This window comes from Pseudolabrys taiwanensis (assembly GCF_003367395.1).
GTDB classification, from domain to species: Bacteria; Pseudomonadota; Alphaproteobacteria; order Rhizobiales; family Xanthobacteraceae; genus Pseudolabrys; species Pseudolabrys taiwanensis.
This window is the reverse complement of sequence record NZ_CP031417.1, coordinates 2,505,724-2,532,272: the sequence shown is the minus strand read 5'-3', so window position 1 is coordinate 2,532,272 and position 26,549 is coordinate 2,505,724. Positions and strand designations below refer to the sequence as shown.

Here is a 26,549-nt window from a genome sequence, read left to right as displayed (position 1 = left end):
CCTTAGGCGCGATCGTTCTGCATGGCCTTGGCGAGCGCGAACCACAGCGGCTTGCGTTGGAACTGCTCGTCGTAGGGCAGGGGACGCGGCATGCGGGTGGTGCCCGGGTTCTTCTGCTTGGCGATGCCGCGGTAGAACGAATAGTTGTCGGCGAGCTGCCAGGTGATCAGGGCCTTCACCTGCGGCACCCGCAATACGTTGTTGAGAAAGCGCTCCGCGACCGCCGCGACCTGGCCATCGCGCGTGCGGATATCGTCCGGGAACGTGTCGTCGCGCACATCGAATTCGGTGATGTAAATGTCGACGCCTGTCGACGCGAGTTCGTGCAGGAAGTCCTGGAAGCGGGCGGGGTCGTGTGGATATTGCGGCTGTAAGTGGCCTTGCAGGCCGACCGCGTCGAGCTTGACGCCGGCGTCCTTCAGTTCCTTCACGAGCTTCAGCAACCCGGCCCGTACAGTGAGGCCGAGGGCGTCGTCGCGCTCGGTCTGCGCCTCGTTGAGCACCAACTTCGTCTTCGGATCGGCTCGCGCGGCCCGCTCGAAGGCGCGGCGCACATAGTCGGTTCCGAAGGCGTCGTACCATGGTCCGACGCGATAGCCGCCGGGCGCGCGATGCCCCGGCCAAAATGGCTCGTTGACGACATCCCATGAATGCAGACGGCCCGCATAATGGCCGACCACCTCGTCGATATAGGCGTCGAAATATGCGCGCCGTTCGGTCGTACTCATCGATTTGATCCATGCGGGAACCCATTCGTTCCAGATCAAGCAATGACCACGCATTTGAATCTTATGCGAATTACAGAAGTTCAGCAGACGATCCGCGCTGTCGAATCGCTTCGGTCCCGGCATCGGCGCGATCGTGCCGATCTTCAGCGCGATGTCGGTCGTGATCATCTTCGTCTGTGTCAGATAAAGTTCCCGATAGGCCGAGTCGGTGAACAGAACGGGTCCTGCGGCGGCACCGAAAATAAAGTTTCGTTTTGCAGCGACGGTGCCGAGACTGTCGCTTGATTGTGCGGTTGCCGCTTTCGCGAGCACAGGCGTGAGCAATCCGCCGCCGATGGTTCCCAAGACATGTCGTCGCGACATACGATCAAGCATTGTGTCGTTGTCCTCAATATTTGACGAGCGCGCCATTGTTGCGTCGCAATAGCGCAATTTGATGGCGGTGACAGCGAAGGCTGTTCCATTCGCGCGTTCACGTCACGTGTTCACGCGAATGGCCGCTCACGCGGGGGGACTCGCCGTCAAGGCGAGAGGGGGAAGTGTTGTTCCACTGAGCCGTTCGGCTTTTGCGGAGGACACCCTGCATGCGCGACGCAAGCACCGCTCAACGCGAATTTCGCGTCGACGGAATATCGATCAATGTGCATTCGATGCCGCAAGCGGTGTCGACGATAACGGCTGCCGCCGAGAGCGGTCATGGCTTCTGTGTGTTCACGCTCAATCTCGATCACTGCAACAAGCTGCGCAGCGATCCGAAGTTTCTGTCGGCTTACCGGCGCGCGCGTTTCGTCACCGCCGACGGCTTTCCGATCGTTCTCCTCGGCCGCTTGAACGGCGTGGCGGTGCGGCGCACGACCGGCGCCGATCTGCTCGAGCCGCTCAGCGCGCAGGCATCGAGCCGGCGATTGCCTGTGTTCATCCTCGGGCCAAGCCCATCGGTCATCGCTCGCGCCACCGATGAATTGAGGCGACGCGTCGGCGAGCTCGATGTGGTCGGAACCTATGCGCCGGGTGCGAACTTCGATCCCGATTCGCCTGAAGCGGATACGGCGATCGAGCGGATACGGCAGTCGGGCGCGCGGCTGTGCTTCATTGCGCTCGGCGCGCCGCGCCAGGAGATCTTCGCGGCGCGCTGCCTCGAACTGGCGCCGGGAGTCGGCTTCGTCTGTGTCGGCGCAGCTCTCGATTTCCTCGCTGGAACGCAGGTGCGGGCACCGAGCTTCTTCCAAAAGAACGGCCTTGAATGGCTGTGGCGGTTGTCCAGCAATCCGCAGCGGCTTGCCGCCCGTTATCTGCGTTGCGCCGCCGTGCTGCCACGGCTGGTGATCGACGCCATTCCCCAAGCCATCACGATACGAAGAGGTCGCGTTTCATGAGTGCAGCTCCCGCCGCGCGCTACAACATCGCGCTGATGCATCCTTTCGACATCCGTGGCACCAAGATCGGTGGCCTGGAAACCTATATTCGCGATTTCGTCACCTTCTGCCCCGAGGACACGCGCGTCCTGTTCATCGGGGTCGACGCAACCGGCGACATGAAGCTGGGCGAGATTACCGAGACCACGTTCCGGGGACGCACCTTCGATTTCATGCCGATCCTGCATTACCCGGACGTGCGCGCACGCGAGGCGGCGCGCAAGATCACGGATTCCATCACCGCGCAGTTCTTCGTCGCATTGGTTCGGAATTTTCCGCGCATTGCCCGCGAATTGCGCGCGCGGCGCTGCTCGGTCGATCTGCGGCGGGTGGAGTTCGCCTGGCTGCCGTTCGTGCTGCGATTGCCCTACGTGCAGATGCTGCACGGCGAGGGCGTGCCGCAGATGGCGATGGACTCGCTGTTGCAGCGCTACCGCTTCGTGCATCGGACGGGCGAGCGCTTCGCCGTCAAGACCAGCCGCAATTTCCTGTGCGTCAATCCGATGATCACCGAGCGACTGCGCGCGACCTATACACAATATGCCGACAAGATCGACACGCTGTGGACTTGGGTGAACACCAACATCTTCCGGCCGCAGCCGTTTCCCGCGAGCATCGACCCGTTCCGTATCGTCTTTATCGGCCGTCTCGACGAGTTCAAGCAGCCGCGGTTGATGTTCAAGACCATCGCGCGGCTGCGCGACCGATTGAACGGTGCCGTCGAATTCCACTACGTCGGCACCAGCGATCCGACGCGGTTCGCGGAATACGCGGCTATCCAGGACATCACGGTTCGACATGGTTTTCAGGACGCCAAGGGCGTCGCCAATGTCTTGTCTCAGGCCCATGCCGGCATTCTGACCTCGGAGTTCGAGGGTATGCCGCGTTGCGTGCTGGAGACTCTGGCAATCGGCCGGCCTGTTGTCGCCGTGCATCTGCCGCAACTTGAAGCCGTGCTCGACAACGAAGTGAGCGGTTATCTCGTCGACCGCGAATTGCCGGGCGACGAACTGATCGAGACTCTCGCGGCGCGGTTCGTAGACGTGCGCAATGCGATTGCCGCCGGCAAAGTCGATCCCGTGGCGGTCGCCGCCCGGATCGCGACCTTCACGCCCGATACGCAGCTCGCGCGCGTCTACCGGCTGCATCACGAGATTCAGCGCGGCGACGCTCCCTCCGCCGGGGAACGCCTGGTCCAGTCGATGGGGTGACGTTATGAAAATCCTGATGCTCACCAGCGAGTTTCCACCGGTCAATGGTGGCATCGCCACCTATGTGCGCGAAATCGCCTGTTCGGCGACGCGCCTTGGCGCCACGGTCACGGTATATGGCCCCGATTACGGCGTCGCGACCCACGCGGAAGATCGCCGCCTGCCCTTTGAAGTTCGCCGCTATTCCGGCGGTTTGCATTCGCGGCGCGATCTGCCGGCCAAGGTCGCATTGGCGCGCCGGGTCATCGCCGAAAGCGACTACGACATTGTGCACGCGGCCGACTGGCCGTTCTTTATTCCTTTGGCGTTGGCGCGTGGCCGAACCAACGCCCGCCTCGTGATGACGGTGCACGGCACGGAGATCAACGAGACGCAGGCGCGTGAGAAGCGGCTGGCGATCTGGCTCGCGGGCGTGTTCGGTCCACGCACAGAGATCGCGGCCAATAGCGCATATACCCATAATCTGTTCCGCGACCGCTTCAATGTCCCAGCCGAACAGGTGCGCACAGTGCATCTCGGCGTGTCGGAGTTCTGGTTCGGCCCGCGTGCGCCGCGAGCGATCACGCGCGCCGATCTCGGTCTTCGCGACGACGGCGTCACGATGGTAACGGTCGCGCGTCTCACCCGCCGTAAGGGCCATCTCGCCACGGTCGCGGCGCTGAACGCGCTGCCGCCATCCGTGCGCGAAAAGATCACCTGGCTGGTGATCGGCCCGGAGGGCGAAGCCGACTATGTGCGGGAGCTGAAGGCGGCGATCGCCGCGTCCGGCTGCGACATCCGCCTGCTCGGCGCGCTGCCGTCGCAGCAGATACGCGATATCTATGGCGGCTGTGACTTCTTTTGCCTCACCGGCAACTGGGATCCGACCGGGCGGGTGGAAGGCTTTGGCCTGGTGTTCCTTGAGGCGGCCGCGGCCGGACTGCCAAGCGTCGCAACCGATGTCGGCGGGGTCGCCGATGCCGTCCTGCATAATCAGACCGGGTTGCTTGTTAAGCCCGATAGCGAAGCGATCGCTGCCGCCCTCGCGGAGATGGTGAACGACGGCGTCAAACGGATCTCGCTCGGCAGGCGTGCGGCGACGCGCGCCCGCCACATGAGTTGGGAGCGGTGTGCGGCCGGCACTTACTATCTCACGCTGCCGCGCGAGCATTATGCGCCGGTGGACTTCGAGCCTGTGCCGGTCGATCTGCTGGCTGACAAGACCGTGGCGGCCGGCGGAGGTGCATCGTAATGCGTTGTGGTCTGGCGGCGTTGTGCCTATTGCTCTGGGCGGGGGCAGCGCACGCCGAGAGCTGCAATAGGAGCCTCGAGTACATCCTGGACGGTTCGGCCGGCGACCTGTCTCAAGCTCCGGACAGCTATCGCGGTCTGCTCAAGGCCTGTCTGGCAACCCTCGAATTGTCGAACGTGAAGGACGCCTATGTCCTGAAGGACGGCGGCATCGCCGTTCTTCCCAGGGATTTCTCGGTGGTGGCGACAGCGGGCACGCTCGCGAAATTCTGCGAGGCGAATCCACGCCGCACGCTCCGCTTCCTCAACAGGAAAGAAGCGAAAAGCGGGCTCACCACCGGGTTGGTGGTGAGCCTGTCTTCGGGCGGCCTGGCCTCCTGCCGCGAGATCCGCGGCGAGCAATAAAACACTCCGCTCATTCCCGCGGGAGCGGGAATCCAGGGGCCACGTAAAGCCGCCAATTTCGCGCTGGGTTCCCGCTTTCGCGGGGACGAGCGGAGCATACGCGGTGTCGGCGTTGTAGCTAGTGGCGCTGGTAGATGTCCTCGAGGCGCACGATGTCGTCCTCGCCGAGATAGCTGCCGGTCTGCACCTCGATCAGCTCGAGCGGGATACGGCCCTGATTGGCCAGCCGATGCACGCTGCCGATCGGGATATAGACCGACTCGTTTTCGTGCACGGCGCGAATGGTCTCGTTGATCGTCACCTCGGCGGTGCCGCGCACCACGATCCAGTGCTCGGAGCGGTGGCGGTGCCTTTGCAACGACAGCATCTCACCCGGGATCACGACGATGCGCTTGACCTGGAAGCGCTCGCCCATGTCGATCGACTCGTAATAGCCCCAGGGCCGGTGCATGCGCCGGTGGTTGGACGCTTCGGGACTGTTGCGGGTCTTGAGCTTCGCCACCAGGTCGCGCACGTCCTGCGACCTGGCGCGCGGAACCACCATCACGGCATCGGAGGTGCTGACCACCACCATGTCCTCAAGCCCGACGGCCGCGGTCAGGCGTCCGTCCGAGTGGACGACGCAATTGCGCGAGTCCATGGCGACGACCGGCCCCTGCAGCACGTTGCCCTCGTCGTCGCGCGGCGCGATGTCGAACAACGCATCCCAGCTGCCGACATCGGACCAGCGGAAGTCGCCGGCGACCACGGCGGCGCGGTCGGTCTTTTCCATGACGGCATAGTCGATCGACTTCTGCGGCGCGCGTGCAAAGGAATCCGGATCGAGCCGCAGAAAACCGAGATCGGTGGTTGCATGGGCGACGGCGCCCTCGACCGCGGCATGCATATCCGGCACGAAACGGGCCAATTCGTCGAGCAGCACATCGGCACGGAACAGGAAGTTGCCTGAGTTCCACAGATAGCCGTCCATGACATAACGTGCGGCGGTCGCCGCATCCGGCTTCTCGACGAACCGCTCCACTCGCTTGACGCCGTTGCCGCCGACTGAATCGCCGGGAAGGATGTAGCCATAGCTGGTGCGCGGTTCCGCCGGTTTGATGCCGAACGTCACGATCGAGCCGTTTTCAGCGGCGTCGCGTCCATGATCGCAGGTGGCGCGGAACGCCTCGAGATCGAGAATGATGTGATCGGCGGCGAGCGCGAGCACGATCGCCTCCGGATCGCGCGCGCGCGCGATGGCGGCGGCGGCGGCGATGGCCGGCCCGGAATCGCGACGCATCGGTTCGATCACGACGGTCGCGTCGACGCCGATTTCCTCGGCTTGACGTTGAGCAAAGAAGTGGAAGTGCGGCCCGGTGACGACGATCGGGGGGCCGAACATCGGGTCTTTCACCCTTAACAGCGTCTCCTGATAGGTGGAGCGCTCGCCGACCAGCGGCAGGAACTGTTTCGGAAGAGCGTCGCGCGAAACCGGCCAAAGCCGAGTGCCGGCGCCGCCAGCGAGCAACACAGGAATGATTGGGGAAGACATCGGTACTCCTGACAGTGGGAGACGAATGTCTTCGCGTTACGGCTCAACGGCGGCGAATCTTAGGCTGTTCGCCTCATGAAAAGATTGCAGTGCGGATTGAATGTTCGAACGCATGTCACGCGGTTGTCACTCGTTGGTATCTGAACAACTGCGCGGCACTGTGCCAACGTTTTTAGCACAGTGCCGCGTAAGAAGTTAGCGTCAACGTCCGAGCTTGCGATCTGTTCCTTCGCGTTACTCGAACCAGCTCGCATCCGCGCCTTCGAGCGGGCTCAGGGATACAGTGACAGGTGCGGGTTCCGCGGCGAAAGCTTTCGCCGCGGCGGGCGACTTGGACAAGTTGCTGTCGAAGAAGGCGAGCATGCGCGCCCGACTGTCCGCCGTTGCGGGCTGGTTGAAGCCGATGAGCTTGCCAAGATAGCGCTGCGATTGGATCGGCAGGTCGAACGAGTGCGCCGCGCTTGCATACTCGACGACCTTCAGCGATGCGCCCACCGCACGTTTGTGCCGGCACTGCCATGCGGGCACCCAATCGTCGCGTCCGCCGCTGAAGACGATGAGCGGCGCGGATAGCTTCACCCGCGCGCCGCCAAGCGAGCCGCACCACGGATAATAAGCGGCGACGGCGCGATAGCCGCCGCGGCGTTTGTTCCTGGCGGCATTGATGGCGACGCTGCCGCCGTTGCTCTGCCCCATCAGGAAGATGTTTTCTCTGTCGACGTAGGGCAGCGAGCGCATATAGCGCAGCGCATCGAAGGCGTCGTAAGTGCGATAGTCGAGCGCGCGCACCAATCGCGCCGTGCTCTCGCACACTGTGCCGCCGGACGTGCCGCGTGGGCCGAAGCTGTCGAGGTTGAGAACGGCATAACCGTGATCAAGGAAGTATTGCGTGTGCGCGTGCAGTCCGCTGAGCACCGCGCTCTGCCAACCGCCGCAGCCGTGCATCAGCACGACCGCGGGGAAGGGACCGTCGCCCTTCGGTTTGAACAATTCGCCTTGGATCGCCGCGTGCGCCGCGCCGGCCGGACGCGTCGCCTTGATGGATACCATCTCGTAGGCATTGGCGCGCGCGCCGGCGCAAAGCGATGCGCCGATCACCAGGCTCCAGGCCCAAAGTGCCAGCCGGACATAGCTTCGCCGCTGCCGCGGCCACATGGTGGCGCAGGCCATTCGACCTTTCTCCTGTTCTTATGCGGCGTGCTTGTCCGTCGACATGAGGACTGGACGCGCGTTCAAAATGGTCGCCGCATCACCGTCTCAGGGCGGCGCGCATCGCCTCTTTAACGATGCACGCAATTGGCCCCGTCACGTCAGAACGATACCACCGCGCGTCTAAAGTCTTGTTTATGTTGAATGTTAAAGTACCAGCGAAGCCGTAAAGATGACCCGCAACAAGCCTCACGCAGGCGATGGTGGAGACCGCGCCACCCGATACCGCTTCTATGGCGATCAGTTCGTGCTCGATACGCTTTCCGGCAATTTCTATCGCGTCACGCCGACGGCGGGCTTCATTTTGCGCCGTTTAGTGGCCGGTACGGAGTTGGGCGAACTCGTTAATCTCGTCGCCGAGCACTTCAAAATAGATCGCTCGCGAGCGTTAAGAGACGTTGAAATGTTCACATCGGAATTGCGTTCACTCGGTATCATCGAGAGCGCGTGAGCCATGGGCGAGCCGGTCACCATCGCTGTCACTGGTCTCCATCGCGGCGATAACCCGCAGCCGGGCGCCTCGGTCATCCGCAGCATGCGTCGCCGCTATCCGGACCTCAGGGTTGTCGCGCTGTCTTACGATCCGCTCGAGAGCGGGCTCTATAGTCACAACATCGATCACGTAGACGCCATTTATCTGCTGCCGTTTCCGATGAAAGGGCCGCAGATACTGCTCGATCGCATGCGCTACATCCACGGCAAGGAGAAATTCCAATTCCTGGTGCCGTGCCTGGATTCGGAGCTGGATAATTTTCTGACAATCTATCCGGAATTGGAGAAGCTCGGCATCACCGCGATGCTGCCGAGCAAAGCGGCGTTGGACTTGCGCGCCAAGGAGAACCTGGGCGGCTTCTGCGCGAGTCACGCTATTCCCGGACCGAAGACCTATGCCGCGAACGATGTCGCGACATTGTCCCGCTGCGCGGCCGAAATCGGCTACCCAGTTTACGTCAAAGGAAAGTACTACGAAGCTTTTCTCGTCTACTCGCAGGTAGACCTTGCCGAGCACTTCGACGCGATCGCGCGCGTGTGGGGCGTCCCGGTCCTCGTGCAGGAGGCCTTGTTCGGCGACGAATACGATGTGGTCGGCCTTGCCGACGGTAACAGCGAGGTCGTCGGCTCCTGCGCCATCCGCAAGCTGCTGCGCACTTCGAGCGGCAAGGGCTTCGGCGGCATCGTCATCGACGACCGCAAGCTCGACTCGACCGTAACCCAGATCATCAAGTCGCTGCGTTGGCAGGGGCCGTTCGAGATCGAGTTCCTCAAGATGCCGCGGCGGCCCCACCTTCTGTTCGAGATCAATCCGCGCTTTCCAGCCTGGGTCGACTTTCCGGCTCAGATTGGCTGCAACCTGCCGGCTTACCTGCTTGGATTGCTGCGGGGCGAGGGCGCCGTCAAGCTGGAGCGTTGCGACGCCGGGCAGATGTTCATACGCCACAGTCTCGATCTCGTCGCCGATATCGCGGAACTCGCAAAGCTCTCCACCGACGGAGAATACGTCGCCGGACCTTTGGCGCCGAAAACGGAGGCCGCCTCATGAGCGAAACCTACGGCACGCCGACCATCTCCAGCGAACTTGGTCGTTCGCCCGAAGCCGCGGTCGACCGCAACTACTATTCCCGCGGCGGATTCGTGCCGCCGCTGCCGGCGATCGACGGGGTCGAAGTGCAAGGCCTGGTGCGCTCGTTCGGCTCGCCGCTGTTCGTCTTTTCGGAGCACGACATGCGCGAAAAGGCGCGCCGCGCGCGGGATGCGTTTGGCAGCCGTTACAAAAAGACCAGTTTCGCGTGGTCCTACAAGACCAACTATTTGAACGCCGTCTGCCAGATATTTCACAGCGAAGGCTGGCAGGCTGAGGTCGTATCGCAGTTCGAGTACGAGAAGGCGCGCAAGCTCGGCATTGCGGGTAAGGACATTATTTTCAACGGGCCCCACAAGACCCGCGATACGTTGGAACGGGCCTTGAGCGACGGCGCGGTGGTTCAGATCGACAATTGGGACGAACTCAATGTGATCGAAGACATCGTCGCCAGGTTCAAGAAGCCGGCCCAGGTCGGCATCCGCACGTGGTTCGACTGTGGCATCCGTCCGATCTGGACCAAGTTCGGCTTCGCGCTGGCGAACGGCGAGGCGGCGCGCGCGGCTATCCGTGTGGTGAAGAACCCGAAGCTCGTTCTTCATACCCTGCATACGCATATCGGCACGTATATTCTGCTGCCGGAGGCTTATCGCCTGGCGGCGCAGAACCTCGTGGCGTTGCGTGAGCAGATTTTGCTCGACAGCAATCACCTGGTGCCCTGTCTCAACCTGGGCGGCGGGTTCCCGTCTTACAGCCTGTTGCACGGCATGCCGAGGCCGGCCGAGCATGTCATCAAGCCGGTCGAGGAATATGCCGACGCGATCACGGGCGTTCTCAACAAGTTGCCGGAGAAGAAGCGGCCGCTGCTGCGTCTGGAATTGGGGCGCCATCTGGTCGACGAGGCCGGCTATCTGTTGACGACCGTGGTCGCCACCAAGGGCCACGACCGGCCGCCGCCGGCCAGCACGGACCTTTCCGCGCGTGCGGCAAAGGAATGGCAGATCATGCAGGAGGATTCGAAGCGCGGGCTGGTGATCGATGCGGGCATCAATTTCCTCTATACGGCGGCCTGGTTCGAGATCGGGGTTTGGCCTTCGCGCCTCGTCAATTCCCAGACGACGCCGACACGGCTCTATGGCGACCTCTGCATGGCCATCGATGTCGTCCGGGAAACCGTCGATCTGCCGATGCTCGACGTTGGCGACGTCCTGACTCTGCATCCCGTCGGCGCCTATAATCTGGCGCAGTCCATGCAGTTCATCGACTACCGGCCGGCCGTCGTCCTGATCAACCGCGACGGCAAGCCGGAGCTCATCCGCCGCCGTGAAGTCTTGGAAGACATCAACGGACCGGAATTGTTGCCGGCGCACTTGGCGCCGCGCGCTTGATCGTCACGGCGTGTGGAAGGGGCCACCGTCACGGTTTGGCTCGGAGCGTTCGACATGGTTCGTCTCCGCTTTATAAGTCTGGCGCTCGGAAGCACCTTCCTCGTGAAGTCGCCGTGGATATCGGTGCTCTTCTGGGTGGCGATCGTCCGCGATGTCCGTTTTCCGATCTTCGCGATCATCGGGCTTGTCATCGCTGATGGCGTCGCGTGGGTGCTCGGCGTCGACGAGCAGGTCAAGCGCGGCGGCGCGCTACGCAACAATGCCATCTTCGCCTCGCTGGCGGTGGCGTGGCTGACGACCGCCAGCGGCCAGTCGCTGGAAATTCAGCTTGCCGTCGAGGTCTGCGCGGCGTTGGCCGCTTCGCTCATCGCCGCCGCGCTCACGCGCATTCTGCGCGATTCCATTCTGCCGCCGCTCGGCTGGGGCTTCTACATCGTCGCCGGCGTCTTGTTCGCTTTGTTCTCGACGTGGACGCAGAGCGCCTTGGTCGCGACGGTGGACTGGCCGCGGCCGACCGACGCCTTGAGCTGGGTGCAATCGTTCTTCCGCTCGCTCGGCATGATGCTGTTCCTGCCGAAAGTGGAGGTCGGCGTCCTCGTCTTCATCGCGATCCTCCTGTGGTCGAGGATGATGCTTTTCTCCGGCATCATCGGATGGGTTTGCGGCGTCGGCATCGGCCTGCTGTTCGAGCAGATGGGGCTCTATTATCTGTGGCTGCTGGGGGCCCATAACTATTTTCTGGCCGCGATGCTGCTGGCCTCGGTGCTGTTCCTGCCCGACCGCTCGCTGGCCTTCATCGCGGTGCTCGCCGGCGTGACCGCGTCCGTGATCTCGGCTTACTTTCAACGCGTCCTACCAGGATCGTCCTATGCCTTCCTGCCGGTGCCGGCGGCGTTCACCGTGTGGCTCGGCGTCGGCGCGCTGTTGGTGAGTCACAAGGCGGAATTGGCGCGCCGGAATCTCTCCTCCAATGTGCCACCCGAGCTTGCTTGGTGGAACGCGTCTTATTTGAGCGAGCGGTTCGGCCACGGCGAACCGCTATTGACGGTTCCAGTCGCTGGCCCGGTCCAGATCACGCAGGGCTTCGATGGGTCACTTAGTCATGTGGGGCGCTGGCGGCATGCACTCGACTTTCAACGCCCGGTCAATGCCGCGACGACCATCTGGGAAGCGCCCGTCTATGCGCCGGGCGCCGGCTACGTCGAGGCGGTGCGATCTGATGTGCCTGACAACGCTCTCGGCACGTCGAATTTCGCCGAGATGTGGGGCAATTACGTTATCATCCGATTGGACGCCGGCGGATGGGCCTTGCTCGGCCATCTGCGCCAGGGCTCGATCACGGTCTCATCGGGCGTCCATCTCACACATGGCGCCTATATCGGCCTGGCTGGCAATTCCGGCCGCTCGCCGGCGCCGCATCTGCACATGCACGCGCAGCTCGGCCCTACCATCAGCGCACCGACCCGCGCCTTTCGTCTCGCCAACTTTCTATCCGCGGCGGAAGATCGGCCGGGCGATTTCCTCGAGTGGCATGCGGCCATGACCCCGCCCGGGGGCATGATCGTGTGCGGCGCCCAATTCAACGCCCGTGTCCATGACGCCACGACGACGATGGCGCCGGGCACGACAGTATGGCGGGTCGAATCGAGCGGTCGCATTCCGCGACCGTTCGGGCGGTACGAGACCGGCGCGGTCGTACGCGTGCGCATATTCATCGACGAATACGGCCGCCATGTTTTCCGGAGTGCCGGTGACGGGGCGTTGGTCACGTCCACCGATCCCGATGCGTGGCGCGTCATCGAGACGCGTGAGCTCGCCTGTCCGTTGTTGAAGCTGATGGCGATGAGCACACCGTGCGTGCCGTATGCGGCATTTCCCGGCATGACGTGGCGCGAGCCGCTGCCGTTACCGCCGCACGGGCCGATGGCGTGGTGGGAACTTCTGACGGCGCCTTACCGGTCGACGCCGTTCGCCTACCTTGCATCGACTTGCATCAGCGTGCCCGATGACGAGAACAAGACCCTCGAAATCGAATCCAAGACGCTCGTTCCCGCGCGCAGCCTGCCGGTCAAGGTCACGGTGCGCGTCGAACGCTTGCGCGGGCCTGTGCAAGTGGATGCGCAGTTCGAATCCGGCAATCTATCGTTCAGCTTGTTTTCATTCGAGCCGGGAATGCCCTTCGAACGCCGCGACAAGCGACGTGGCTAAAGCCGGCCGACAGATCATTGATACGCAAACGATCGCGTCACGATTGCCACACAACAAAGTATATGCGCGATCAGTAGTAATATTGTGCTTCTGCGAGGCACGAGTATCAAAACTGTACCGACATTCATCGTCTGACATTCGTTAAGACAGGCGCTGCCGCGGTGCAGTGGGCCGAGTCGCGTTCGGAATAGTGTGCGTAATCGCACGCAACGATATCGGTGACGGACCTGCGGCATTGTTGCGGCGAGCGCGCCGGTGTTAGCGTTCACGCGCAATGATTGTTGGCTGCATGTTTTATCGTTGCGACTGCGGCGCACGGTGCGCTTCTGCGCGCAACGGTTGGCGGAGCGGGGGTGAGCCAGCATGGCGTACCGGTACACGAGACGTTTTGTGCGTCGGGTTGGCGCGCATGCGCGGTTAATGGCGCTGAGTACGGGGTGCATTCTTAGCGTTTGCATCGCCGGCGCGGCGCAGGCCGCCGATGTAGCCAAGGCGCCGCCGCCGCCCTTCATTGCACCGGTCAAGACCTATAGCACCGTCGTCTTCGGCGGTTTCGACGACCGCCGCGACAGTTACTACGGCTACGCCGGTGTCGTCAGCGCGCTCAACGGCAAGATAGCGACCGACGGTTTCCTGGTCCGCGTGATGGGTCTCTACAATCCCTACAAATACAGCTCGACCGCGGTCGTCGGCGGTACGGTCGATGGCAAGGAAACCGCATTCGAAGCGATGCTCGGCTATCAGACGTATCTGCCCGGCATGACGGCACGGTTTTACGCTGGCCTCGACTATGAGGGTCATCGGCTGTCGCCGAACAACCCATTCGATCGCAACGACGGTGATCATTGGGGCGTGCATGTGCGCGGCGAGATTGAATCGCCTTATGCCGCGAAGGGATATTACAATCTTCATGCAAGTTACGGCTCGGCGACGCAGCGCTACTGGATCCGCGGCCGGGCGGGCTACAACTTCTCCGGCGTCATTCTTGGGCCCGAAGGCCTGGCGACAGGCAATTGGGTGACCAACGAACAGCGCGTGGGCGCCTTCGTGATCTTCCGTAGTCCCCAGCTCCTACCGTTCGAAATTTCGTTCTCAGGCGGTTATTCGCAGACCGACGAGACGCGGGGCGGTAAGAGCGCCTACGGCACGGTCGAAGTCTCGGTTGCGTTCTAAGGAATCGTTCCGGCACGGAATCCTGTTGCGCGGGGTGTAGAGCCATGCGTCATTTGCGACGATACCTGTGTTTCCTGGCGGCGATGGGCGTGGCGCTTGCCGCCTCGCTTGCGGCCGCGCAGGCGCCGAAGCCCGCCGCGCAAGCCGCGCCGTCAACGGCAGCCCCCTCGGTGCTGCGGGTCGTGCCGCACGCCAATCTTGTCGTCCTCGATCCGACCTGGACCTCGATCTATATCACCCGCAATCACGGTTACATGATCTACGACACGCTGTTTGCCTACGACGCCGAAGGCAAGGTGCGGCCGCAGATGGTGGACTCGTGGACGACATCGCCGGATGGTCTTACTTGGACGTTCAAGCTGCGTGACGGTCTGAAATGGCACGACGGCAAGCCGGTCACTGCCGATGACTGCGTCTCCTCGCTGAAGCGATGGACGTTGCGCTCGGGTGTCGGCCAGGAGCTATTCGAGTTCATCACCGAGCTATCGGTGGTCGATGACAAGACCTTTTCCATGAAGCTGAAGGCGCCTTACGGCTACGTGCTCGAGTCACTCGCGCAGATCTCGTCCTACGTGCCGTTCATGCTGCCGAAGCGCGCCGCCGAGACTGATCCGACCAAGCCGATCAGCGAGAATATCGGCTCCGGGCCGTTCATCTTCAAACAGGACGAGTTCGTCGCCGGCGACAAGGCGGTGTATCTCAAGAATAAAGACTATGTGCCGCGCGACGAGCCGCCGTCTCTGGCGGCCGGCGGCAAGCTTGCCAAGGTCGACCGCGTCGAGTGGATCAAGATGCCGAACCAGCGCGCGGCCGTCGATGCCTTGCTAGCCGGCCGTGTCGACTATCTCGAGGAGGTCAGTCCGCGTCTGGTCGACCGGCTCGAGCGAAATCGCAACATCATCGTCGGCAAGACCGGGCCCGACCCGTTCGTCGGCATGGCGCGCTTCAATCACACGCAGCCGCCCTTCGATAAGGCCGAGATCAGGCGCGCGGTGATGATGGCGATGAACCAGCGCGATTACATGACCGCCGCGATCGGACCGCAGCGATTCTGGAACACGTGCTTCTCGGTGTTCCCGTGCAAGTCGCCGCTGGCCTCGGAGACGGGCAGCGACTTCATCAAGAACGGATCGATGGAGGCGGCCAAGAAGGCACTGGTGGCGGCCGGTTATGACGGCACGCCCGTGGTCATCCTCAACGCGACCGATATTCCGGTCATCGCCGCCTTCAACCGCGTCACAGCGGAGAAATTGCGCGCGCTGGGTATGAAGGTGCAGCTGCTCAACACGACGTGGGCGGAGATGACGGAGAAGCGCGCCGAGCGCACCGGATGGAACATGTTCCACACCTTCTGGGCCGGGGTCGATCTGAGCAGCCCGGCCCACATCGCCTATTCCGGCGACCCCGTGAACGGATGGTTCGGCTGGGCCGACGACAAGGCGCTGGAAGACCTACGCAACAAGTTCGTCCGCGAGTCCAATCTCGACGAGCGCAAGAAGATCGCAGCGCAGATTCAGGAGCGTATGTGGGCGATCGGCGCGGAAGCGTTTCTCGGCGAGTTCTATCTGCCGATCGCGTATCGTAAGAACGTGGAAGGGGCGATCGTCTCGCCGGTCCAGTTCTATTGGAACATGTCAGTGAAGCGCTGACCCTTTACGCCTGAAAACGTCGATGTGCCGCCCGATAAGGCGGCACATCGCATGTTGAGGCATTGCGTGCGTTATTACGGGCAGGGGTGGCGCAGGCCGTCATAACCGAGGAACGTGCCTGACGCCGGATCGTACGAGCGATAGCGCTGCGAGCAGTACGCGACCGAGTCATCATCGACATAGGCGGGGCCCGGACCGTAGGCATAACCCGGTTCGCTATAGTAGTAGCGCGGCGAGGCTGCGAGAGCGCCGCCGAGCAACGCACCGGCGGCAAAGCCCGCGCCGGCACCCCAGCCCCAGCCGCCGCCTCGATGCCACCCGCCGTGTCCGTGCCAGCCGCCGTGTCCATGCCAGCGTTGCGCCTGCGCAGGAGCGACCGCGACCGTTGCCGCGGCGGCGATAGCAAATACAGCAATGGCCAATTTGCGCGTCATGTGAATTCTCCGGAAGTTCGTGTTCGCCCTCGTGTGGGGCAACGTTTGACGTTGCACTGTCGTTCCGCAACAGGGCGGAAGTTGGAACAAAGACGGGCAACGCGATGGGCATCGAAGCCAAAGCAGGCGTGTGAAAAAGCGACGGCCGCGCCCTTTTTGAGGCGCGGCCGTTCTTGTTTCAGGCGCGTTTCGATCAGGCCAGCGCCGTAGCCGGCGCGTCGCCCGAAGCGGGAGCGTCGACCCGCGGTTCGAGTGCCGCGGCAACCGCTTCCTCGACCCGCTCGAGCCAGACGAACTCGAGCTGCTGGCGGACCTCCTCGGGAATGTCGTCGTAGTCGCGCTTGTTACGCGCCGGCAACATCACCCGCTTGAGACCCGCGGCCGCGGCCGCGATCACCTTCTCCTTGATGCCGCCGACCGGCAGCACCAGCCCGCGCAGCGAGATCTCGCCGGTCATGGCGGTGTCGCTGCGGATCGTGCGATCGGTCATCAGCGAGGTCAGCGCCATGAACATGGCGACGCCCGCGCTCGGCCCGTCCTTGGGGATCGCTCCCGCCGGGACGTGGACGTGGATGTCCGACTTCTCGAACCGATCCGGATCGATGCCGAGCAGGACGGCGCGGTTCTTGACGATGGACAGCGCGGCTTGTGCGCTCTCCTTCATCACATCGCCGAGCTGACCGGTGAGGATCAGCCTGCCGCCGCCATGCACGCGCGTCGCCTCGATGAAGAGGATGTCGCCGCCGACCGGCGTCCAGGCCAGTCCGGTCGCGACACCCGGCACGCTCGTGCGCATGGCGACTTCGCTCTCGAACCGGCGCTGGCCGAGGATCGCCGCGAGATCGCCGAGGTCGACCCGGACGTTCTCCGCCGAGCCTTCGGCAAGACGCACGGCCGCGTTGCGCAGGACCTTGCCGATCTCGCGCTCGAGGTTACGCACGCCGGCTTCGCGCGTGTAGTGATGGATGATCTCACGCAAAGCCGCATCGGTGATCTCGACCTGGCCATCCTTCACGCCGTTCGCATCCATCTGGCGCTTGACCAGGTAGCGCGAGGCGATCTGCAGCTTCTCCGTGTCGGTGTAACCGGCGAGGCTGATGATCTCCATACGGTCGCGCAACGGGCCCGGAATAGTGTCGAGCATGTTCGCCGTGGCGATGAACACCACGCGCGACAGATCGAACGGCACGCCGAGATAGTTGTCCCGGAACGTGTTGTTCTGCTCCGGATCGAGCACCTCCAGCATCGCCGCCGACGGATCGCCATGGACGCCGGCACCCAGCTTGTCGATCTCGTCCAGCATCATCACGCAGTTGCGGGTGCCCGCCTTGCGGATGCCCTGGATGATGTTGCCGGGCAGCGAACCGATATAGGTGCGCCGGTGGCCGCGGATCTCCGCCTCGTCGTGCACGCCGCCGAGCGACACGCGCACGAACTTGCGGTTCATGGCGCGCGCGATCGACTGCCCGAGCGACGTCTTGCCGACGCCGGGAGGGCCGACGAAGCACAGGATCGGAGCCTTGCCTTGCGGCGCGAGCTTGCGCACCGCCAGGAACTCGATGATCCGCGTCTTGATCTTCTCCAGGCCATAGTGATCCGCATCGAGAACACGCCGGGCTTCCTTGATGTCGATCGGCGTTTCCTCGGGCAGCTTCCACGGCAGCTCGATCAGCCAATCGAGGTAGGTGCGGACCATGCCGTACTCGCCTTGCGATTCCGGCATGCGCTGCAAGCGGCGCAATTCCTTGCGCGCCTGATCCTCGACGTCCTTCGGCATGCCGGCTTCGGCGATCTTCTTCTCGAGCTCGGCCAATTCCGCGGCCTTGCCCTCTTCGCCTTCACCGAGCTGCTTCTGGATGGCGGCCATCTGCTCGCGCAGCAGCACCTCGCGCTGACGTTCGTCGAGCGCGGCCTTGGTCTGCTTGCCGATCTCCGCCGACAGCCGCAACACCTCGAGGCGCTGCGCCAGCATGCGCGACACCTTGTCGATGCGCGCCGTGACGTCGATCGTCTCGAGCACTTCCTGCTTCTCGTCGGGCTTGACGTCCATGTAGGCGACAGCGAGGTCGGCCAGCGCCCCGGGCTGTTCAATGCCCTGGATCGCCGACGTCAGCTCCTGCGGCGCCTGCGGCATCAATTCGAGCGCCTCCAGCGCCTGCCCGCGCAAGTGCAGGAAGTGTGCCTCGATCTCCGGCGTGCGGGTGGTCGGCTCCGGAATGCGCAGCACGCGCGCAACCAGGAACGGCCAGCCGGTCAGGAATTCGAGCACCTGGAAGCGCTGCTCGCCCTGGCAGACGAGATGATTGCTGCCGTCCGGCGCGGTGATGTAGCGCACGACATTGGCGACGGTGCCCATGCGGTGCATGTCGAGCCCCGTCGGATCGTTCACATCCGCGTCGCGCTGCTTGAGGATGCCGACCGGGCGCTGCTCGCGCACGGCCTGTTGCGCGGCCGCGATCGATTTCGAGCGGCCGACGGTCACCGGCATCACCATGCCCGGAAAGAGCACGAAGCTGCGCACCGGCACGATGATCATCGCGTCGGCCGGCAACGGCGGGAAATTCTGTTCTTGGCGAGCGTTGCCGGGCTCTCGGCCGGACGCGCTGGCGCCTTGTTCTGTTGAACGCAAGTTTTCAGTTTCAGCCACGGTAGGACCCCGCTTTCTGCAGCGTGATCAGGAGACATCCGTTCACCGTGCTCCTGTGGACGCCGGTGTAGCGGCCCGCCGGGAGGCGGACGCGCCGCTCGAAACGGCCTTGCGGCAGCTCGAGCCGATGGATGATGGCGGTGCGGAGCGCAGCAGGCAGCTCGCGGCTGCCGGCAACGACCAGATCGTCATTGTCGATCGCGGCCTCGACCCTTTCGGCATCGACGCCCGGCAAGGCCATCAGGACCAGCACCTCATGCTCGGTTTCGAGCATGTCCACCGGCGGTTCCCAGGCGGGTAGCCGCGAGGCGGACCGGGCCGGCCTGAAGAACGAGTTATGCAGGCGCTCAGCGCGCGCCAGCATTTCGCAGGCCTCCGACCACATCCATCTGTTCGGGAAATCTGACATTGATCACCTTTCCGCCTTCATTTGATAGCGCGCGGACGGAATTCAATGAGGGCAGGGGCTTATCCGGTTCCAGCGCAGACCGGCCCGCTGGCGGCGCGGTAACTAAATAGCGATGAGGCCCGGTGGATTGCGGGTACAAGTCTGTCGTTGCACGAACGGTTCACCGGCGCGCCGCATTGTTAGTGCGGGATCGCATCAACAAAGGCCCGGATATGCCCAAATCGACCCGTCTCCCGACCCATTTCCCTGTTGGAGCCAAGTACGTCTTGGAAAGCGACGGGCCGACGGTTCGCCGTTATGTGGAGCTTCCGGGCGGACGCCGCATCTCCCTGCCTCCGCGCAAGGCGCAGAGCTGTTGCGCTGCGGATGTCAGCCTCGTACCGGCCATCGCCGATGCGCCGATCCCGGCTGGGACCGGCCGCCGCCGGGCCAAAGTGCTGGCCAGCCGGTAGCCGCAGCTCCCGCTTGCGTGACAAGGGGTTCCAAACCGAATAAGACCAGCTGGTCCTTTGAACAGCTTGGGTAATTTCGACTGATGCCGTCACCGGGCACCGTCATTATCGGAGCGGGGCAGGGCGGCTATCAGGTCGCAGCCTCGTTGCGCGAATATGGCTATCAAGAGCCGATCACCATCATCGGCGATGAGCCACAGCTCCCTTATCAGCGCCCGCCTTTGTCGAAGGCGTATCTCCTGGGCGACACGACGGCCGAGCGCCTGCTGCTGCGGCCGCAAAACTATTACGAAAAGCACGCGATCGAGGTTCTGACGGGCAGTCGCGTCGCGTCCGTGGACCGGCAGGCGTCCAAGGTCACCTTGGCGTCCGGTACCGCGATCGCCTACGACCATCTCGTCTTCGCGACCGGCGCGCGTAACCGCAAGCTGCCGGTCCCGGGCGCGGACCTCGACGGCGTCATGTATCTGCGCACGCTCGCCGAAGCGGACGCCATGAAGGCGCGCTTCGCCGCGGCCAACACCATCGTCATCGCCGGTGCGGGCTTCATCGGCCTGGAATTGGCGGCGGTGGCGAGCAAGTTCGGCAAGAAGGTCTATGTCGTGGAGGCCCTGGCGCGCGTCATGAGCCGCGCCGTGACGCCGACGATGTCCGAGTTCTTCGCCGGCGCGCACGCCGCCTTCGGCGTCGAGCTTCTGCTCAACGCGCGCATGCAGGGGATCGAGGGCAGCAACGGCCACGTCAGCGGTGTCGTCCTGAGCGACGGGCGCAAAGTGCCGGCCGATCTGGTGCTTGTCGGCATCGGCATCGAGCCGGTGGCCGAGCTCGCGGCCGAGGCCGGCCTGACGGTAGCCAACGGCATCTCGGTCAACGCGCGGCTCGAAGCGAGCGACCCGAAGATCTCCGCGATCGGGGACTGTGCTTCGTTCCCCGACCGCTGGACCGGACAGGTGATCCGGTTGGAGTCGGTGCAGAACGCGGTCGACCAGGGACGGTGCGTCGCGCATCGGCTCACGGGAAAGCCGGCCGAGTATTGCGCCGTGCCGTGGTTTTGGAGCGATCAGCGCGATCTCAAGCTGCAAATGGTCGGCCTGACCGGCGGCTGTGACCGCACCGCCATTCGCGGCAGCATCGCCGATCGCGCCTTCTCCGTCTTCTGCTTCAAAGGCGACAAGCTGCTCGGCATCGAATCCGTCAACCGCGCCGCCGATCACATGTTCGGCCGGCGGCTGCTCGCCGCGGGCGCGAGCGTGACGCCGGAAGAAGCGGCCGACATGAGCTTCGACTTCAAGGCACGGCTCGCGACCATCGAGCCGCCGCGCGAGAAGGCGGCGGGCGCCTTGTGAGGCCTTTGCCGTTAAGGATCTGCGCTCATGACTGACAGTCAAGTCTGGCCGACCGAACTGCGGCTGCACAAGGACCGCAAGACGCTGACGGTCACCTTTGACGGCGGTGAGAGCTTCGACCTGCCGGCGGAATATCTGCGCGTGAAGAGTCCGAGCGCCGAAGTGCAGGGCCATTCTCCGGATGAGCGCAAGACCGTGCCCGGCAAGCGCGACGTCGCGATTCTCGAAGTGCTGCAGGTCGGCAACTACGCGGTGCGCTTGGTGTTCGACGACATGCACTCGACCGGCATCTACGGCTGGGATTATCTCGCCGAACTCGGCCGCAACCGCGCCACGTATTGGCAGGACTATCTCGACGAGTTGGCGGCCAAGAACCTGTCGCGTGAGCCGTCGCGCCATTGAGCAGCGTTCATCGCTGACTTCCGCTGTTAACGACTTGCGGATTATCGTGCGAGCGACGGACGGGCGGGCTTCCGTTCGGAAGCCGACATGGGGCTGGCGCTCTTCTCATTCCCGGTACGACGCTGCCGCGGTTTGGTTCGAAAGACCGCGAATTTTAATGCCGATGCATATTCGTCGCCAACAATCCGTCTTGTTGCGCTTCCGCATTGGTCGAAATAGCCATCCCAGTTCATCGAAATAGTCGCGGCCGGTTTACTTCATCTCAGCGCGACGCGCGCACACTGCGCGCGTTCTGATGTGTCCGTCAGTAATCATCAGTCGCCGGGATTAGACTATGAATACCAGGGCAATGACAGTGCCGAGCCATGGCGCGAGCCAGACCGGCAATTCGGAAATTTCCATCGCGGACCAAGACGGTGCCGCGCTGCAACTGATTAGCTTCGCCATTGGCGGCGACCAGTACGGCGTCGACATCATGGCGGTCCGAGAGATCAAAGGCTGGACCGACATCACGCCATTGCCGGGCCAGTCGGAGTACGTGCGGGGCGTTTTGAACCTGCGCGGCGCAATCGTCCCCATCGTCGATCTACGTTGCCGTTTTGGGCAGGGCCTGACGAAAGCAAGTCCGCTTCATATCGTCATAATCGTGCAGATCGCCGAGAAGGCAATTGGCCTTTTGGCCGATCGAGTGCTCGACATCGTCTCGCTCGACGAGGCCGAGATCAAACCGGTGCCGCGTGTCGCGCAATCGGGACGCGCGGGCTTCCTATCCGGTCTCATCACCACCGAAGCGGGAATGATTGCCCTGATAGACCTGCCGAATCTATTGGCCGGTCATTTGGGCGAGGAATCTAAAGACCTGGACGCTGCGAAATCTGTGGCGGCCTAGGCGGTCTGTCTTCAGTCTGTTGCTGCGACTGACGTGCCTCGCGTGGGGGCGGCGCGCGCTTGCGTATAGCCAAATAAATCAAGGGGGAAATCATGTTTCGACTCTCGAATATCCGAATCGGCACCAAGCTGATGATCATGTCGGGACTCGCTATCCTGCTTGTCGGGGCGATGATCTATAGCCAGATGACAAGCAATAGCGCGATCCGCGCGTCGAGCAGCATGGTCGATGTTCAGCACACGATCGTGGAGAATGTGGTCAACATCGAGAGCGGGTTGCGCGGCATGCGTATCGGCATGCGTGATATCGCGCTCGCGCGATCCGTCCCGCAGGTCGAAAAGGCCCTCAAGCTTGTGGAAGCACGTAATAATGCGGTCGCCCAACATGTGGAGACTGCCGCTGGCATGCTCCGCGTTCCTGAGAACAGGGAGCGTGCCCAAAAGATAGCACACTTAGCGAGTGCCTACTATGCTGATGCAGTCAAGGCCGCGGCGGCGAAGAAGGATCTCCTTGCGATAGAAGAAAAGGGCGGTAGTGATGTGGCGGAACGCACAAAATCGGCGAGTGATAAGATAGCCAGCGATATCGCGGCCGGTGCTGTAGTCAGCGATGAAATGGATGCTTTATCCGAGAAGATCATTGACGTCGCCAAGAGTCTGCTTGCGCGGGAAAGGGAAGCCGCAGCGAACGCGATGAGCGCCGCCGAGCAGTTGGCGTTGGTGATTGCCATCGTTGTCATGCTGGCGCTGGCTGGCTCGGCAGTCTTCGGCTCGGTCTCGATCGCGCGTCCGCTGGTCGCGCTGTTGAAGCCGATCAACGAACTCGCCGGCGGCAATTTCAACGTCAAGGTGGACGGTGCTGGCCGCAAGGACGAGGTCGGCCGGATCGCGGCGGCCGTAGGCGAAATGGCGACGCGAGTGCGCGATACGATCTCCGAGATCAAACAATCGGCGATGGAGGTCAACAACGCCTCGGGCGAAATCTCGACGTCGACCACTGACCTGTCGCAGCGCACCGAAGAGCAGGCGGCCTCTCTGGAAGAAACGACGGCGGCGATGGAGGAAATCTCCGCCGCTGTGAAGAAGAGCGCCGAGAATGCCGACCAGGCCAACCGCTCGGCGGCGCAAGCGCGCGAAGTTGCCGACCAAGGCGGCGAGGTTGTGGCTAAGGCCGTCAGCGCGATGGCGAAGATCGAGGACTCGTCACGCAAGATCTCCGACATCATTGGCGTCATCGACGAGATCGCGCGGCAGACCAACTTGCTCGCGCTCAATGCCGCAGTCGAAGCGGCGCGGGCCGGTGAAGCCGGCCGCGGCTTCGCCGTAGTGGCGACCGAGGTCCGTGGGCTTGCGCAGCGCTCGTCGCAGGCGGCGAAGGATATCAAGGAGCTCATCACCAACTCGAACGGTCAGGTGCAAGAGGGCGTCGAGCTGGTGAACCACGCGGGTGAGGCGCTGGGCAAGATCGTCAACTCGGTGCAGCAGGTTGCTGCGCTCGTGTCGGATATCGCCATGGCCTCGACCGAACAGGCCACCGGGCTCGAGCAGATCAACAAGGCGCTGATGCAGATGGACGAGGTCACGCAGCAGAATGCCGCGCTCGTCGAGGAGAATGCGGCCACCGCCAAGGCGCTGGAGACACAAGCGCAGTCGATGGACGAGCAGGTCGCGTTCTTCAAGATCGACGAGGCGGCGAGTGCGGTGCGGACGAAGACGGCCTCCGCTGCGGCGCCGGCGCAGGAGCAGCGCGAGAAGGCCGAGGTCGGATCGCGGGGTGCACGGCCTGCCGCGGGGACGAGTGCTCAACGCCGGCCGCGCGCGGCTCGCCATCCGGTCGGGCGGATGCAAACCGCCTTGGCGACGGCGCTCGATGCTGAAACGGAATGGAAGGATTTTTGACGTAATGAAAATGGCAGCCGTCGTCGTGTTGCGACGGCTGCCATTCGGCGTTTCACATCTGCTATTGCAGATAAGATAGATTGTTATTCTTTCCCAACAAGTTTGTTTCATAACAAGCGCCGTGCTGATTAACGGAACGGCAAGCCGATACCGGCATTTTTGCGTGGCACGTAAACTGTTCTTACTGCTGCCCCGCACGCTGGGGTGGCCCAACGAGCATTCGAATCCATGGGCGAAAATGCCGTCGCCCGGTTGGCGCTTAACGTCTGCGATTTGACGACCGCTGTCGCGGAGCGTGGCCTGTTGCCGTGGCGTCGCCGGTTCCGCGTTGCGCGTTCGAAGTGCGAAATGCGCGCGCAAACACGAGCGGCGGCCGATGACCTTGGCTTTCTAGGGAAGGAATAAGAAATGCTACGTCTGTCGAACATCCGCATCGGCGTGAAGCTGGCCGTTATGTCGGGCATTGGCGTCCTGCTCGTCATTGCCATGCTGGCCATTCAAGCGATGAACAACACGACAGCGAGCGAAGCCGCCGACGAGGTCAATCGCCGGCAGGACATCGTGCAGAGCACGATCGAAGGCAAGTACGCCTTCAGCCAGCTGCAAATCGCGGTGCGCGATGTTCGGCTTGCAACGGTGGCGGGGCCGCTGAAGCAGGCGTCGGACGACGTGACCAAGGCCCGCGCGACGGTCATCGGCTCGATCGACGGCCTCAAGAAGATCGTCTTCAAGCCCGACAACCGGGCTCGCCTCGACAAGATGTATGCCGCGACCGAAGAATATACGGCGGCCGCCAAGCAGATCGAGCAGTTCAAGATCAAGATCATGGACGCCCAGGCCACTGGGTTCGCTGATTCCCAGATTTCCGACCTCGTGCAGAACGTGTTGCGTTTGGAGCGTGAAAAGCTCCTGCCGCTGGCGAAGCAGTTCGTCACCTTGTCGGATGAACTCACGGCGATCGTGAGCAAGAATGCACAGTTGGCCGTCACCGAGACACAGGAGAAGATGGCCAACGGCGCGCGTCTGGTCTGGATCGTGGGCCTGCTGGCCGCGGCGATCATGATCGGCTCGGCCGTGTTCGGCGCCTTGTCGATCGCCAAGCCGCTCATCGCCCTGACCAAGCCGATCCACGAACTCGCCGGAGGCAACTTCAACGTCAAGGTGGAGGGCACCGGCCGCAAGGACGAGGTCGGTCAGATCGCGAACGCGGTTAGCGCCATGGCGACGCGCGTGCGCGACACCATCGCGGAAATCAAGTTCTCGGCGATGGAGGTGAACAGCGCCTCGACGGAGATCACGACGTCGACCACCGATCTGTCGCAGCGCACGGAAGAACAAGCGGCCTCGCTCGAGGAAACCACTGCGGCGATGGAAGAGATTTCCGCCACGGTGAAGCGCAGCGCCGAGAATGCCGAGCAGGCGAACCGCTCGGCGGCGCAAGCCCGCGAAGTCGCCAATGAAGGCGGTCAGGTCGTGGCCAAAGCGGTGAACGCCATGGCCAAGATCGAGGACTCCTCGCGCAAGATCTCCGACATCATCGGCGTCATCGACGAGATCGCGCGCCAGACCAACCTGCTGGCGTTGAACGCGGCCGTCGAAGCCGCCCGCGCGGGCGAAGCGGGCCGCGGCTTTGCCGTGGTCGCGTCGGAAGTGCGCAGTCTCGCGCAGCGCTCGTCACAGGCGGCCAAGGACATCAAGGAGCTCATCACCAACTCGAACGGCCAGGTGGAAGAGGGCGTCGAATTGGTGAACCACGCCGGCGAGGCGCTCAAGAAGATCGTCGACTCGGTCAAGGACGTCGCTTCGCTGGTCGCGGATATCGCCACCGCCAGCAACGAGCAGGCGACCGGCCTCGAGCAGATCAACAAGGCGCTGCTGCAGATGGATGAGGTGACGCAGCAGAACGCCGCGCTCGTCGAGGAGAACGCGGCGACCGCCAAGGCGCTCGAGACGCAGGCGCAGTCGATGGACGAGCAGGTGTCGTTCTTCAAGATCGACGAGGCGGCGCGGCCGATGCCGTCGGCCAAGCGTGCGGAGCCCGAGGTCCGTGCTCAGCCCGAGCTGCGCGCCGAGCCGGTGGTGGCCGAGGCGAAGCCGGTGCCGATGCGCAAGCCGGCCGCGCGTGTGGCCCGCCGTCCGGCCGGACGCATGCAGACGGCGCTCGCCACCGCGGTCGACACCGATGCCGAGTGGAAAGACTTCTAAGGCGTGATCGCTTGAAAGCTGGTCCCGAGGGCTTTGCCCCTCGGGAGGCAGGCCTTGATGGTGGGCGGTATAGGGATTGAACCTATGACCCCACCCGTGTGAAGGGTGTGCTCTCCCGCTGAGCTAACCGCCCGGCCATCA

At 63.3% G+C, this 26,549-nt stretch carries 21 protein-coding genes and 1 tRNA gene; 15 read left to right on the top strand and 7 right to left on the bottom strand.

From position 1 onward, the window contains the following. Positions 1–2: 2 nt before the first annotated feature. The gene (locus tag DW352_RS12155) at positions 3–1,103 is read right to left on the bottom strand and encodes an endo-1,4-beta-xylanase (RefSeq protein WP_245434415.1); all 1,101 of its coding nucleotides are present in this window, start codon (positions 1,101–1,103) and stop codon (positions 3–5) included. A 209-nt stretch (positions 1,104–1,312) separates the two neighbouring features. Between DW352_RS12155 and DW352_RS12150 the strand changes: the two genes are divergently transcribed. From DW352_RS12150 to DW352_RS12135, 4 genes are read left to right on the top strand one after another with little or no spacing between them, the layout of a single operon-like run. Beyond that, the gene (locus DW352_RS12150) at positions 1,313–2,104 is read left to right on the top strand and encodes a WecB/TagA/CpsF family glycosyltransferase (protein ID WP_115691577.1); all 792 of its coding nucleotides are present in this window, start codon (positions 1,313–1,315) and stop codon (positions 2,102–2,104) included. After that, complete coding sequence (locus DW352_RS12145; protein WP_115691576.1) at positions 2,101–3,354, top strand: glycosyltransferase family 4 protein; 1,254 nt, start codon at positions 2,101–2,103, stop codon at positions 3,352–3,354. Before DW352_RS12150 ends, DW352_RS12145 begins: the two co-directional genes overlap by 4 nt. Positions 3,355–3,358: 4 nt before the next feature. Further along, complete coding sequence (locus tag DW352_RS12140) at positions 3,359–4,585, top strand: glycosyltransferase family 4 protein (protein ID WP_115691574.1); 1,227 nt, start codon at positions 3,359–3,361, stop codon at positions 4,583–4,585. Then, on the top strand, positions 4,585–4,989 hold the full coding sequence (locus DW352_RS12135; protein WP_115691572.1) for a hypothetical protein: 405 nt from the start codon (positions 4,585–4,587) through the stop codon (positions 4,987–4,989). Before DW352_RS12140 ends, DW352_RS12135 begins: the two co-directional genes overlap by 1 nt. Before the next feature lie 118 nt (positions 4,990–5,107). Here the strand turns inward: DW352_RS12135 and DW352_RS12130 are convergent, their stop codons facing one another. Both DW352_RS12130 and DW352_RS12125 read right to left on the bottom strand, forming a co-directional pair. Further along, on the bottom strand, positions 5,108–6,520 hold the full coding sequence (locus tag DW352_RS12130; RefSeq protein ID WP_115691570.1) for a mannose-1-phosphate guanylyltransferase/mannose-6-phosphate isomerase: 1,413 nt from the start codon (positions 6,518–6,520) through the stop codon (positions 5,108–5,110). A gap of 234 nt (positions 6,521–6,754) precedes the next feature. Next, on the bottom strand, positions 6,755–7,690 hold the full coding sequence (locus DW352_RS12125; protein ID WP_115691568.1) for a dienelactone hydrolase family protein: 936 nt from the start codon (positions 7,688–7,690) through the stop codon (positions 6,755–6,757). Positions 7,691–7,901: 211 nt separating this feature from the next. Between DW352_RS12125 and DW352_RS12120 the strand changes: the two genes are divergently transcribed. The 6 genes from DW352_RS12120 (at position 7,902) to DW352_RS12095 (ending at position 15,726) form a co-directional block, all read left to right on the top strand. Further along, the gene (locus tag DW352_RS12120) at positions 7,902–8,180 is read left to right on the top strand and encodes a PqqD family protein (RefSeq protein ID WP_115691566.1); all 279 of its coding nucleotides are present in this window, start codon (positions 7,902–7,904) and stop codon (positions 8,178–8,180) included. Positions 8,181–8,183: 3 nt separating this feature from the next. Continuing rightward, entirely contained in the window at positions 8,184–9,269 is a 1,086-nt protein-coding gene (locus tag DW352_RS12115; RefSeq protein ID WP_115691564.1) for an ATP-grasp domain-containing protein, read from the top strand. Continuing rightward, entirely contained in the window at positions 9,266–10,696 is a 1,431-nt protein-coding gene (locus DW352_RS12110; RefSeq protein ID WP_115691562.1) for a type III PLP-dependent enzyme domain-containing protein, read from the top strand. Before DW352_RS12115 ends, DW352_RS12110 begins: the two co-directional genes overlap by 4 nt. Before the next feature lie 54 nt (positions 10,697–10,750). Further along, positions 10,751–12,904, top strand: a complete 2,154-nt coding sequence (locus DW352_RS12105) for an urea transporter (protein WP_115691560.1) — start codon at positions 10,751–10,753, stop codon at positions 12,902–12,904. Positions 12,905–13,324: 420 nt separating this feature from the next. Further along, positions 13,325–14,077 carry a cellulose biosynthesis protein BcsS gene (gene bcsS, locus DW352_RS12100; protein WP_162826921.1) on the top strand — a complete coding sequence of 251 codons (753 nt, stop codon included), beginning with the start codon at positions 13,325–13,327 and terminating at the stop codon, positions 14,075–14,077. Positions 14,078–14,121: 44 nt separating this feature from the next. Then, on the top strand, positions 14,122–15,726 hold the full coding sequence (locus tag DW352_RS12095; RefSeq protein ID WP_115691556.1) for an ABC transporter substrate-binding protein: 1,605 nt from the start codon (positions 14,122–14,124) through the stop codon (positions 15,724–15,726). 74 nt (positions 15,727–15,800) lie between these two features. Here the strand turns inward: DW352_RS12095 and DW352_RS12090 are convergent, their stop codons facing one another. The 3 genes from DW352_RS12090 to DW352_RS12080 form a co-directional block, all read right to left on the bottom strand. After that, complete coding sequence (locus DW352_RS12090) at positions 15,801–16,160, bottom strand: BA14K family protein (RefSeq protein ID WP_115691554.1); 360 nt, start codon at positions 16,158–16,160, stop codon at positions 15,801–15,803. A 193-nt stretch (positions 16,161–16,353) separates the two neighbouring features. After that, on the bottom strand, positions 16,354–18,696 hold the full coding sequence (gene lon / locus DW352_RS12085) for an endopeptidase La (RefSeq protein ID WP_115694379.1): 2,343 nt from the start codon (positions 18,694–18,696) through the stop codon (positions 16,354–16,356). 103 nt (positions 18,697–18,799) lie between these two features. Continuing rightward, on the bottom strand, positions 18,800–19,216 hold the full coding sequence (locus DW352_RS12080; protein ID WP_115691552.1) for an Hsp20/alpha crystallin family protein: 417 nt from the start codon (positions 19,214–19,216) through the stop codon (positions 18,800–18,802). Between the two features lie 535 nt (positions 19,217–19,751). On the opposite strand from DW352_RS12080, the gene DW352_RS12075 reads away from it, so the two are divergent. The 5 genes from DW352_RS12075 (at position 19,752) to DW352_RS12055 (ending at position 26,408) form a co-directional block, all read left to right on the top strand. After that, entirely contained in the window at positions 19,752–21,014 is a 1,263-nt protein-coding gene (locus DW352_RS12075) for an NAD(P)/FAD-dependent oxidoreductase (RefSeq protein WP_115691550.1), read from the top strand. 27 nt (positions 21,015–21,041) lie between these two features. Beyond that, the gene (locus DW352_RS12070) at positions 21,042–21,416 is read left to right on the top strand and encodes a gamma-butyrobetaine hydroxylase family protein (protein WP_115691549.1); all 375 of its coding nucleotides are present in this window, start codon (positions 21,042–21,044) and stop codon (positions 21,414–21,416) included. 349 nt (positions 21,417–21,765) lie between these two features. Beyond that, a complete protein-coding gene (locus DW352_RS12065; protein ID WP_115691548.1) occupies positions 21,766–22,305 on the top strand; it encodes a chemotaxis protein CheW in 540 nt (179 codons plus the stop codon). A gap of 92 nt (positions 22,306–22,397) precedes the next feature. Next, positions 22,398–24,203, top strand: coding sequence for a methyl-accepting chemotaxis protein (locus tag DW352_RS12060; protein WP_115691547.1), 1,806 nt, complete (start codon positions 22,398–22,400; stop codon positions 24,201–24,203). 408 nt (positions 24,204–24,611) lie between these two features. Beyond that, positions 24,612–26,408, top strand: a complete 1,797-nt coding sequence (locus tag DW352_RS12055) for a methyl-accepting chemotaxis protein (RefSeq protein ID WP_115691546.1) — start codon at positions 24,612–24,614, stop codon at positions 26,406–26,408. A gap of 58 nt (positions 26,409–26,466) precedes the next feature. Here the strand turns inward: DW352_RS12055 and DW352_RS12050 are convergent. Beyond that, positions 26,467–26,541 (bottom strand) — tRNA-Val (locus tag DW352_RS12050). Positions 26,542–26,549: the final 8 nt, after the last annotated feature.

Excerpts from the sequence above, each read along its gene's own strand:
- DW352_RS12060 (WP_115691547.1), top strand. The coding sequence starts at position 22,398 with ATGTTTCGACTCTCGAATATCCGAATCGGCACCAAGCTGATGATCATG.
- bcsS (WP_162826921.1), top strand. The coding sequence starts at position 13,325 with ATGGCGCTGAGTACGGGGTGCATTCTTAGCGTTTGCATCGCCGGCGCG.
- DW352_RS12130 (WP_115691570.1), bottom strand. The coding sequence starts at position 6,520 with ATGTCTTCCCCAATCATTCCTGTGTTGCTCGCTGGCGGCGCCGGCACT.
- DW352_RS12135 (WP_115691572.1), top strand. The coding sequence starts at position 4,585 with ATGCGTTGTGGTCTGGCGGCGTTGTGCCTATTGCTCTGGGCGGGGGCA.
- DW352_RS12125 (WP_115691568.1), bottom strand. The coding sequence starts at position 7,690 with ATGGCCTGCGCCACCATGTGGCCGCGGCAGCGGCGAAGCTATGTCCGG.
- DW352_RS12140 (WP_115691574.1), top strand. The coding sequence starts at position 3,359 with ATGAAAATCCTGATGCTCACCAGCGAGTTTCCACCGGTCAATGGTGGC.
- DW352_RS12105 (WP_115691560.1), top strand. The coding sequence starts at position 10,751 with ATGGTTCGTCTCCGCTTTATAAGTCTGGCGCTCGGAAGCACCTTCCTC.
- DW352_RS12110 (WP_115691562.1), top strand. The coding sequence starts at position 9,266 with ATGAGCGAAACCTACGGCACGCCGACCATCTCCAGCGAACTTGGTCGT.
- lon (WP_115694379.1), bottom strand. The coding sequence starts at position 18,696 with ATGATCATCGTGCCGGTGCGCAGCTTCGTGCTCTTTCCGGGCATGGTG.
- DW352_RS12075 (WP_115691550.1), top strand. The coding sequence starts at position 19,752 with ATGCCGTCACCGGGCACCGTCATTATCGGAGCGGGGCAGGGCGGCTAT.
- DW352_RS12145 (WP_115691576.1), top strand. The coding sequence starts at position 2,101 with ATGAGTGCAGCTCCCGCCGCGCGCTACAACATCGCGCTGATGCATCCT.
- DW352_RS12055 (WP_115691546.1), top strand. The coding sequence starts at position 24,612 with ATGCTACGTCTGTCGAACATCCGCATCGGCGTGAAGCTGGCCGTTATG.
- DW352_RS12080 (WP_115691552.1), bottom strand. The coding sequence starts at position 19,216 with ATGTCAGATTTCCCGAACAGATGGATGTGGTCGGAGGCCTGCGAAATG.
- DW352_RS12120 (WP_115691566.1), top strand. The coding sequence starts at position 7,902 with ATGACCCGCAACAAGCCTCACGCAGGCGATGGTGGAGACCGCGCCACC.
- DW352_RS12155 (WP_245434415.1), bottom strand. The coding sequence starts at position 1,103 with ATGCTTGATCGTATGTCGCGACGACATGTCTTGGGAACCATCGGCGGC.
- DW352_RS12150 (WP_115691577.1), top strand. The coding sequence starts at position 1,313 with ATGCGCGACGCAAGCACCGCTCAACGCGAATTTCGCGTCGACGGAATA.
- DW352_RS12095 (WP_115691556.1), top strand. The coding sequence starts at position 14,122 with ATGCGTCATTTGCGACGATACCTGTGTTTCCTGGCGGCGATGGGCGTG.
- DW352_RS12065 (WP_115691548.1), top strand. The coding sequence starts at position 21,766 with ATGACAGTGCCGAGCCATGGCGCGAGCCAGACCGGCAATTCGGAAATT.
- DW352_RS12070 (WP_115691549.1), top strand. The coding sequence starts at position 21,042 with ATGACTGACAGTCAAGTCTGGCCGACCGAACTGCGGCTGCACAAGGAC.
- DW352_RS12115 (WP_115691564.1), top strand. The coding sequence starts at position 8,184 with ATGGGCGAGCCGGTCACCATCGCTGTCACTGGTCTCCATCGCGGCGAT.
- DW352_RS12090 (WP_115691554.1), bottom strand. The coding sequence starts at position 16,160 with ATGACGCGCAAATTGGCCATTGCTGTATTTGCTATCGCCGCCGCGGCA.